Source organism: Cyanobium sp. Lug-B (assembly GCF_024345635.1).
GTDB lineage: Bacteria > Cyanobacteriota > Cyanobacteriia > PCC-6307 > Cyanobiaceae > Cyanobium > Cyanobium minutissimum.
This window is the reverse complement of sequence record NZ_JAGQBM010000020.1, coordinates 38,773-47,508: the sequence shown is the minus strand read 5'-3', so window position 1 is coordinate 47,508 and position 8,736 is coordinate 38,773. Positions and strand designations below refer to the sequence as shown.

Annotated in this window: 11 protein-coding genes and 1 pseudogene; 1 reads left to right on the top strand and 11 read right to left on the bottom strand. The window is 71.9% G+C overall.

Going from position 1 to position 8,736, the window contains the following annotated elements:
* The 7 genes and pseudogenes from KBY81_RS07145 to KBY81_RS07115 all read right to left on the bottom strand — a co-directional run.
* A pseudogene (locus KBY81_RS07145) lies at positions 1 to 245 on the bottom strand (5-formyltetrahydrofolate cyclo-ligase); the annotation flags it as partial.
* Positions 242 to 724, bottom strand: coding sequence for a crossover junction endodeoxyribonuclease RuvC (ruvC, locus tag KBY81_RS07140; RefSeq protein WP_254976071.1), 483 nt, complete (start codon positions 722 to 724; stop codon positions 242 to 244). The pseudogene KBY81_RS07145 and the gene ruvC, both read right to left, overlap by 4 nt.
* A gap of 24 nt (positions 725 to 748) precedes the next feature.
* Entirely contained in the window at positions 749 to 1,834 is a 1,086-nt protein-coding gene (gene bchI / locus KBY81_RS07135) for a magnesium chelatase ATPase subunit I (RefSeq protein WP_106220465.1), read from the bottom strand.
* Entirely contained in the window at positions 1,831 to 3,312 is a 1,482-nt protein-coding gene (locus KBY81_RS07130) for a DUF3370 domain-containing protein (RefSeq protein ID WP_254976070.1), read from the bottom strand. The genes bchI and KBY81_RS07130 overlap by 4 nt, the downstream gene beginning before the upstream one ends.
* Positions 3,312 to 4,373, bottom strand: coding sequence for a serine hydrolase (locus KBY81_RS07125; RefSeq protein WP_254976069.1), 1,062 nt, complete (start codon positions 4,371 to 4,373; stop codon positions 3,312 to 3,314). Before KBY81_RS07125 ends, KBY81_RS07130 begins: the two co-directional genes overlap by 1 nt.
* 30 nt (positions 4,374 to 4,403) lie before the next feature.
* Complete coding sequence (locus KBY81_RS07120; RefSeq protein ID WP_106220468.1) at positions 4,404 to 5,165, bottom strand: RNA methyltransferase; 762 nt, start codon at positions 5,163 to 5,165, stop codon at positions 4,404 to 4,406.
* Positions 5,162 to 5,590: a cytochrome c gene (locus KBY81_RS07115; RefSeq protein WP_254970523.1), complete on the bottom strand. Its 429-nt coding sequence runs from the start codon at positions 5,588 to 5,590 to the stop codon at positions 5,162 to 5,164. The genes KBY81_RS07120 and KBY81_RS07115 overlap by 4 nt, the downstream gene beginning before the upstream one ends.
* A 75-nt stretch (positions 5,591 to 5,665) precedes the next feature.
* Between KBY81_RS07115 and petG the strand changes: the two genes are divergently transcribed.
* Positions 5,666 to 5,779 (top strand): cytochrome b6-f complex subunit V, encoded by a 114-nt coding sequence (petG, locus tag KBY81_RS07110; protein WP_015110794.1) that lies wholly within the window; start codon positions 5,666 to 5,668, stop codon positions 5,777 to 5,779.
* Between the two features lie 143 nt (positions 5,780 to 5,922).
* On the opposite strand, the gene rsmD is transcribed toward petG, so the two are convergent.
* From rsmD to trxA, 4 genes are all read right to left on the bottom strand, one after another.
* Complete coding sequence (gene rsmD / locus KBY81_RS07105) at positions 5,923 to 6,525, bottom strand: 16S rRNA (guanine(966)-N(2))-methyltransferase RsmD (protein WP_254976068.1); 603 nt, start codon at positions 6,523 to 6,525, stop codon at positions 5,923 to 5,925.
* On the bottom strand, positions 6,522 to 7,145 hold the full coding sequence (gene hisH, locus KBY81_RS07100; RefSeq protein WP_106220470.1) for an imidazole glycerol phosphate synthase subunit HisH: 624 nt from the start codon (positions 7,143 to 7,145) through the stop codon (positions 6,522 to 6,524). The genes rsmD and hisH overlap by 4 nt, the downstream gene beginning before the upstream one ends.
* Positions 7,142 to 8,116, bottom strand: coding sequence for an LOG family protein (locus tag KBY81_RS07095; RefSeq protein ID WP_219904064.1), 975 nt, complete (start codon positions 8,114 to 8,116; stop codon positions 7,142 to 7,144). The genes hisH and KBY81_RS07095 overlap by 4 nt, the downstream gene beginning before the upstream one ends.
* A 121-nt stretch (positions 8,117 to 8,237) precedes the next feature.
* Entirely contained in the window at positions 8,238 to 8,561 is a 324-nt protein-coding gene (gene trxA, locus KBY81_RS07090) for a thioredoxin (RefSeq protein WP_015110798.1), read from the bottom strand.
* Between the last annotated feature and the right edge of the window lie 175 nt (positions 8,562 to 8,736).

The following is an 8,736-nucleotide window of genomic DNA, read 5'->3' as shown; positions in this document are numbered from 1 at the left end:
CCCGCCACCGCCGGCAGGGCCAGCCGGCCGGCCCAGGCCGGGGCCAGGGGCCGCAGGTCGGGTTCGCTGCCCAGGGGCCAGTAGAGCCCCAGGCGGCCCCTCCGCCGGGCCAGCAGGGCTCCCAGGTGCCGCTCGGCCGTCGCCAGGATCCCCGGGACGGCCCCGGCCAGGCACTGCCGCCGCCGGCGGCGGAACAGGCGCCGCAGCTCCTCCTTGGTGCTCCCGTCGCCGGCGGGCGGCCTCACCGCTGAAACCAGCCGGTCAACGCCACCGCCAGGGCATCGGCGGCGTCGTCGGGGCGGGGGGGATGTTCCAGATTCAGCTCCCGCATCACCGCCGCCAGCACCTCGTCCTTCTCAGCGTGGCCGGAGCCGGCCAGGGCCAGCTTGATCTGCATCGGCGGGAACTCCACCACCGGAACGGCGAAGCGGGCCAGGGTCATCATCACCACCCCCCGGGCCTGCACCACCGCGATGGTGGTGCTGGAGCGGTAGAAGAAGAATTTCTCCACCGCCGCCAGCTGGGGTCGCCAGCGGCGCACGATCACCCGCAGATCGCGGGCGATTTCCACCATCCGATCCCCGTCGCTGCGGCCGGGTTCGGTGCGGATCATGCCGCAGTCGAGCAGGCGCTGATGGCCGCCTCCCGCGGCGGAGCGACCTTGCACATCGATGACCCCGTAGCCGACGCGCGCCAGCCCGGGATCGATGCCAAGGATCCTCACATCGCTTGCCTCACGCCACGTCCCTCACCCCGCCAGGGCCAGCTGGAAGGCGGAGGGGTCGCCGGCGGGGCGGTCGAACACCTTGCAGAACGTCTTCACCACCCGCTCGCCGGAGTCGATCTGCTCGAGGGGGTCCTTGCGCAGCCGGTGGCGCAGGCAGCAGGCCACCACCCGGGCCACGTCGTCGTCGCTCACCTCGAGATGGCCCTCGAAGGCGGCCAGGGCCCGGGCGGCCCGGTTGGTGACGATGTCGCCCCGCAGGCCGTCCACGTCCAGCTCGCCGCAGACCGCCGAGATGCGGATGCGCAGCTCATCGTCGATGGCCACCTGGGGCAGCCGCTCCTGGGCCTCCACCACCCGGGCCTGCAGGGCCTCCTGGGTGCTCTGCAGCCGGTCGCTGAAGCTGTCGGGGTCGGCATCGAAGCTGGTGCGCTGATCCACCACCTGCACCCGCAGCTCCGGGTCGCGCACGGTGCGCACCTCCACGCTCATGCCGAAGCGATCCAGCAGCTGGGGCCGCAGCTCACCCTCCTCCGGGTTGCCGGAGCCGATCAGCACGAAACGGGCCGGGTGCCGCACCGACACCCCCTCCCGCTCCACCGTGTTCCAGCCCGAGGCGGCCGAATCCAGCAGCACGTCCACCAGGTGGTCGTCGAGCAGGTTCACCTCATCCACGTAGAGCAGGCCGCGGTTGGCCTTGGCCAGCAGCCCCGGCTCGAAGGCGCGCACGCCCTCGCTGAGGGCCTTCTCGATGTCGATGGTGCCGCAGAGGCGGTCTTCGGTGGCCCCCAGCGGCAGGTCGACCATCGGCACCTGGCGGGCCTCTACCGGCAGCTGTTCGCCCCGCTCGGCCCGCTGGCGCACCTCGCTGCTCTGCAGGTCGGGGTCGCTGGGCGAGCTGTTGTAGGGGTCCCCGGCCACCACGTCGATCGCCGGCAGCAGATCGGCCAGGGCCCGGATGGTGGTCGATTTGCCCGTGCCCCGGTCGCCCATGATCATCACCCCGCCGATGCGGGGATCGATCACGTTGAGCAGCAGCGCCAGCTTCATCTCCTCCTGGCCGACGATGGCGGTGAAGGGGAAGACCCTGCGCTTCCTGGTTGGCGTCACGGACGGCTTGCGGGCGGAGCCCCGGATTGTTTCACAGCCGCCCCTGGGGCCGCCCCCGGAGCAGTCCCAGGGGCCACCGGCTTCACCACCGGAATCAGTGACAGCACCTGGGGCGGGGTGGCATCGGCCGGGTAGATGAGCCGCACCCGCAGCTGCCGTTCCTGGCCGGGGCGCAGGCTGACCGTGCCCAGGGGCGGGCCCTCCTGGCCGGCCCGCAGCACCAGGTGGAACCGCCGCCGTCCCCCCGGCCCGCCGGCGGCGTTGTCGAGGCCGCTGACCTCCACGGTGCCCCGGAACATCACCGCCCGCGCCGGGGTTGTGTTGAAGCGCAGGCCGCCCAGGGGCTGGTCGGTCTTGATGGGCGATTCCAGGGCCAGGGCCAGCTGCACCGGCCGGGGGGTGTCGTTGCGCAGCGGCAGGCTGAGGTCGTAGGTGACGCCGTAGTTGCCGTGGGCCGCCCAGGCGGTGCCCGGGTAGAAGGCGCGCAGGGGGGCCGTCTGCACCTGGCCGGTGCCCAGGGTGCCCCGCTCCAGGGACGCGATCGGCCAGGAGATCGGTGCCCGGCTCACCGACAGGGTCGGCCGGCCCGGATCGGTGATCCGCCCCACCCAGGCGCTGCCCTCCTGCACCCCGCTGACGCGGGAATAGATCATCGGACCGCTGGCCCCACGGGGGCTGGGGCTGTGCTCCTTCGGGCTGAGGCCGCCCTGCAGCAGGCGCTGCCAGACGGCCGGATCCGGCGGGCGATCCACGGGGCCGAAGGCGGCCAGGGTGGCCACATCCACCGGACCGTCGCTGTGGAGGCGCAGCTGCAGGTTGAGGCCGTTGAGCAGCGGATCGAGGCCGCGCACCGGCAGCGGCAGCACCATCAGGGTGCTGAGCTGCCCCGCTGGCAGCGTCCAGCCCTCCGGCACCAGGGGGCTGCGCTGCCGGGCCAGCAGCTCGGTGGCCACCCGGCTGCCGGGGCCGGCCCAGATCGGCGTGCTGCCCTGCTCCATCAGGGCCGGCAGGGGCAGGAAGGGGGCCGAGGGCTGGTCGGGGTCCACCGACTGGGACAGGGCGGTGGAGCCGGCCACGGTCCGCAGCTTCACCGGGCCGCTGCCCCGCGGGGCCGCCACCACCGCCAGCCAGAGGGTGGAGTCGAGGCTTTCGGGGGTGCCGGCGTAGATGTGATGGCTGAACAGCTCGAAGGGGCCGCTGACGGCCGCGTTCAGGTGCGCTGATGGCACGCCCAGGGGCCGCCCGGCGTAACCCCGCTGGCCATCGAAGGTGGACAGCAGGATGCCGGGACCCTTGATCACCTCGGGGTTGTTGTCGTTCACCATCGGCACGGCGTCCAGCCGGCCCGGCAGGGGGGCCACCGTCCCCGGGCGCAGCACCGGCGGCGTTGGGGCGGGTTGCGGCTGGGCCAGCAGCGGGCCGCCCAGGGCGGCCAGAGCGAGGGCGGGCAGCGCCAGGGCGCGGATGGGGGCGTTCATCAGCGTTTGACGAGGGTTTTGGTGACGGCCCCGGCCATCGACCGGATCAGCTCGGCGGAGCGGGGATCGTTGAACGGACCCTTCACCATCACGGCCAGGACGGCCCGCTGGCCGTTGGGCATCTGGATCAGGGCGGTGTCGGAGTAGGCGATGCCGATGTCGCCGGTCTTGTTGTAAACGGTGATGCCCTCCGGCAGCAGCTCGCTGTCGGGATCGGAGGAGTCCTTGCCCAGGCCCATCAGCAACCCGAGCGGGATCAGGGTGTTGGTGCGGGAGGTGCCCATGATCTCGCGGAACAGGTCACGGGCCCGGGGCGTGAGCTTGTCGCCGGTGTCCACCAGGGCGATGGAGCGGGCCAGATCACGGGAGCTGGTGGTGTTGGTGCCGTCCAGGTCCGGGAGCCAGTTGTTGACCACCGTGGCCGTCAGGCCGAGGCTGCGGAAGCGGCCGTTGAGCTCGGTCTTGCCGCCGAGGCGGCGGATCAGCAGGTTGGTGGCGGTGTTGTCGCTCACCCGGATCATCTCGGTGGCCGCCTCGAAGAAGGGGAAGCGGGTTCCCAGGGGCTTGCTGGCCATCCAGCCGGCGCCGCCGCCCACCACCTCCTTGGTGAGCGGCATGGGCTCGTTCCAGCGCAGCTTGCCGCGGTCGAGATCCTCCAGGCCCGCCAGGAGGATCGGCACCTTGATCGAACTGGCCGCCGACAGGGGCAGATCCGGCTGCAGCTCGGCGTAGCGGCCGTCATCCAGCACCAGCAGGAAGGCACTGGCGGTCAGACCCTTCTGGGCCGCCGCCAGCCGGGCCCACTGCTGGCTGAGGCCGACGAGTTCCTGGCGCGGTTCGAACCGTCCCAGGGCCATGGGGCCGCTGCCGGGTTTCGTCGCCACCGGTGTCGCCGGTGCCGGCGTACCGAGCGCCCCCTGGACCAGACGCGGCGCCATCAGCTTGAGGGCGGTGCCGACGATCACCCCCAGACCCACCCCGAGCACGATCAGCCGCAGCACCAGCCCCACCGGGCGGAGCCAGGGGTTGCTGCGGGGACGGGTTGGACGGCCAGCGCTCACGGAAGCAGGACGTTGGGGCGATGTCCGACGCTAGTGGTCCTGGGCAGAAGGGAAAGGGCGACGGCTCGCCCAGCGCAACTGGCACACCATGCCCCGCAGGAGGGCCACCTCCGGGCCACTGACCTGACCGCGCTGCAGCAGGGCCCGCAGCTTGGCCATCCGGGCGGCGGCCGTGTGGGGCAGCAGGAAGCCGACCTCCAGCAGCAGCTCCCGGGCGTCGTCGAGCATGGCCTCCAGCACCCCCCGGGGGCAGGGGCCTTCCCCGGCGGCAGCGGGCGGGGAAGGCGGGGGCACCCGCGCCGGGCCCCGGCGCCCGAGGCGGTGCAGGTCGTGCAGCACCACCGCCACGGCGTGGGAGAGGTTGAGGGAGCCGTGGGCGGTGGGGGTGGGAATCTGCAGCAGCCGGCCCGCCTGCAGCAACTCGTCGTTGCTCAGCCCCCGGTCCTCCCGGCCGAACACCAGGGCCGACGGCAGGGCCCGCTGCTCGCCCGCCAGCAGCCAGGCCAGGGCGTCCTCCGGGTCCTCCAGGGGCAGGGGCTCGCCCTCCGGTCGGCCGGAGGCGGCCACCACCCGCCCGCAGTCGGCCAGGGCGGCGGCCAGGGTGGGAAAGACGGTCGCCCGCTGCAGCAGGGGCAGCCCCTTGACGGCCATGAGTCGGGCCTCCTCGCCGAGGGGATCGCAGCGCGGAGCCACCAGGCGGAGATCCTCGATGCCGTAGTTGCGGCAGAGCCGGGCCACGCTGCCCACGTTCAGGGGGCCGGCCGGTTCCACCAGGACCAGCTTGGGGATCAAGGCAGGGAGTGCAGGAAGGCCAGCAGATCGGCCATGGCCTGGGGTTCGGGCTGGAAGCTGGGCATCGGCGGGGTCCGGCCGCTGACCACCTGCTGGATCAGCTGGCGATCGTTCTTGCGCCGATCGACGCCGTGCAGATCGGGTCCCACCAGTCCCTGGGCGGCCAGCCCGTGGCAGCCGGCACAGTTCAGCCGGAAAAGGCGGCCCCCGTCGGTGGCCGAGCCGGTGAGCTCCAGGGTCTGGCGGGTGTAGGGATCGCTGCGGGCCGCCGGCAGCACCACCACCGCCAGCAGCAGGATGCAGGCCACCGCCGCCAGCGTCGCCAGGGCCGCCACCAGGCTGCGGCGCTGGGCGGGAACCTGTTCACCCCCGATGGGGGCAGAGGGCGTCGCGGCGGCCGGGGTGGTGGAGGACGGACTGATCACAGTGCTGGAGTTGGGCTCGCGATGCCGGCGGTGGTCGTGGAAGAATTGTGCATCGCCAGAACTGACGGCCCCTCCATGATCGAACCCCTCCTCTGCGGCATCGTGCTTGGACTGATCCCCGTGACGCTCGTGGGTCTGTTCGTGGCGGCCTGGAATCAGTACCGCCGGGGAAGCGCCCTGGGGGGCTGAGCGTTCGTTTGAACACACCCTAGCCAGTCCGGCTGCCCCGGACAGGGCGGCGGGGTCCGGAACCCTCCTTCCGTTCGGGATGGGGATCATCCCTCGAAGGCCACCCATCGACCCGCAACACCGCCCCACGGCAGGGCGGCCCGCTAGTCCCCACAGGCAGCGGTGAGCTCGACCTGGCCTGCGGCGGCGGGCGCCTCCAGCAGCACCACCGTGGTTCCGCCGTAGCGGCGTTGATCACGGCCCTGCCATCCCGGCGGCAGTTCCGGCACGGCGTCACTGGCGCACTCCCACACCAGAATGCCTCCGGGAACCAGCCAGCCGCCGCTGAGCACCGCCGCGGCGATCGGCCCGTACAGGCCGGCGGCGTAGGGCGGATCGGCGTAGATCAGATCGAAGGGGGCCTCGCCGCGGCGCGCCAGCCAGCGCAGCACCTCGTCGCCGTCCACGCGGCAGCGGGGGGAAGCCTCCGGCGACGGTGGAAGGTCGCGCCGCACCAGCTCCAGATTGGCCCGGGCCACGGCGGCGATGCGGCGATCCCGCTCCACGGCCACCACCTCGGAGGCGCCCCGCTGCAGGGCCTCGCAGGCCATCACGCCGCTGCCGCAGCAGAGATCCAGCCAGCGGCTGCCGGGGACCCGGGCGGCCAGCAGGTTCATCACCGCCAGCCGCACCCGCGAGGCGGTGGGTCGGGCCGTGCTGCCGGGGGGACTCTGCAGCCGGCGCCCGCCGCTCAGCCGCAGCGTCACAGGGAGCCGACCCAGTCGATCCAGCGCCGCAGCATCGCTTCGCCCACGGGGCCGGACTTCTCCGGGTGGAACTGGCAGGCGGCGATGGTCCCCTGCCAGACCGCCGCCGTCACCGGGGTGCCGCCGTAGTCGACAAGGGCCGTGCTGGCCGTGGCCTCGGCCGGCTCGGCGGCGAAGGAGTGCACGAAGTAGACCCAGGCCTCCGGGGTGGCGGCCGGCAGCAGCGGGCTGGCGGTGGCCGGAATCAGAGGGGCCCAGCCCATGTGGGGCAGGGGGTGGCCCGCCAGCCGCGGCAGGGAGCGGACGCGCCCGGCCAGCACACCCAGGCCATCCGTTTTGCCTTCCTCGCTGGCCTCGAACAGCAACTGAAGCCCCAGGCAGATGCCCAGCAGCGGGCGGCCGCTGGCGCAGGAGCGACGCAGGGCCGGCTCCAGCCCGGCCGATCGCAGCCGCTCCATGGCGGGATCGAAGGCACCGACGCCCGGCAGCACCAGGGCCTCGCAGGCCTCCAGATCCGCCGGGCCGTGGACGCTCACCAGCTCGGCACCGAGCCGCCCGAAGGTGCGCTGCACCGAATGCAGGTTGCCCATGCCGTAGTCGATCAGGCCGATGCGGGTCATGGCTGGCTGACGCTCGGGACCCGCTCGGCCGGATGTTCCAGGGCCGGAGAGGCCGGCAGGTCGAGGGCGTTGAGGTGATCGATGAACTGATAAAGCCGACCGACGCGGCGTTTGTCGAAGCGCAGCCACAGGCAGGGCCGCAGCAGACCGTTGTCGTCGACCCCCTCGCCGGTCTGGATGGCGCCCTCCTCCAGCAGATCGGCGAAGCGTCGGTTCAGCTCCGGCAGCAGGTCACGGGGCACCTCGGCGTTGAGCAGCAGCTCGATGCGGTCCTGCCCCAGCTGGGCGCTGTGGAACACCCGGTAGAACCGGCAGATATGGGCCACCGCCGCCTCAGCGGTGGTGGCTTCCACCATCAGATCCACGTCCTCCGGGGAGATCAGGCCCCGGGTGGCGAGTTCCTGATGCACGTTGCGTTTCCAGACCTTCCAGAAATCGTCGCCCTCCGGGGAGAGCAGCACCAGGGGAATGGGGGAGGTGCGACCGGTCTGGATGAGGGTGAGGCACTCGAACAGTTCATCGAGGGTGCCGAATCCCCCGGGCATCACCACGAGCGCATCGCTCTCCATCAGGAAGAACAGCTTGCGGGTGAAGAAGTAGCGGAAGTAGAGGAGGCGCCCGTCGCAGGCACTCACGTAGGGATTGGGATGCTGCTCGAAGGGCAGATCCACGTTGAGACCGATGCTGTGATCGCACCCGGCGCCACTGTTGGCGCCCTCCATCACGCCCGCCCCGGCCCCCGTCATCACCTCAAAGCCGGCCTGCACCGCCTGGCGGGCGACCTCTTCGGCCAGCAGGTAGCAGGGATCGTCGCGGCGGGTGCGGGCGGAGCCGAAGACGCTGATCTTGCGGGCACTGCGCCTGGGGCGGAACACCTCGAGGGCCTCGCTGATGTCGGCCAGACAGCCGGCGATCAGGCGCCACTCCTCCTCCTCCTTCTCCTGGCGCGCCACCTGCAGCAGGGACACCACGGCACGCTCGATCTGGCGGCGCTGGGGATGGCCGCGGAGGGCTTCGGCGAGGGCCTGAAGGGGGCTGATGCCCGCCGCCGGCGGGGGATTCGGGGAGAGGGGCGGCGTCAGCGGAGCTGGGTCAGAGGTACTTGGAGATGGTGCCCGAGAGGGTGTTCTTGGGAACGGCACCCACCACGGTGTCGACCTTCTGGCCACCCTTGAAGAGCATCAGGGTGGGAATGCTGCGGATGCCGTACTGGCTGGCGACGTTGGGATTCTCGTCGGTGTTCAGCTTGTAGACGCGGATCTTTCCCTCGTATTCCTTGGCGATCTCATCGACGATCGGCGCCACCATGCGGCAGGGGCCGCACCAGGGTGCCCAGAAATCAACCAGCACGGGCACATCACTCTTGAGCACGTCTTGCTCGAAGGAGGCGTCGGTGACGGCAGCGGCGCTGGACATTCCTTGCAGACTCGGGATGTAGTGAATCTAGCAACCGGGTTCGGCCGCCCTTCCCGGGAATGGGGCCAGCGTTGCAGGCCGTAGCGGAAGCCAGGGCCGTCGGCAGGCGGCGGCAGAAGACAAAAAGCCCGGACACGCCGGGCCGGGGGGTGTGAGGAGTGTGCGAGCCGGAGCC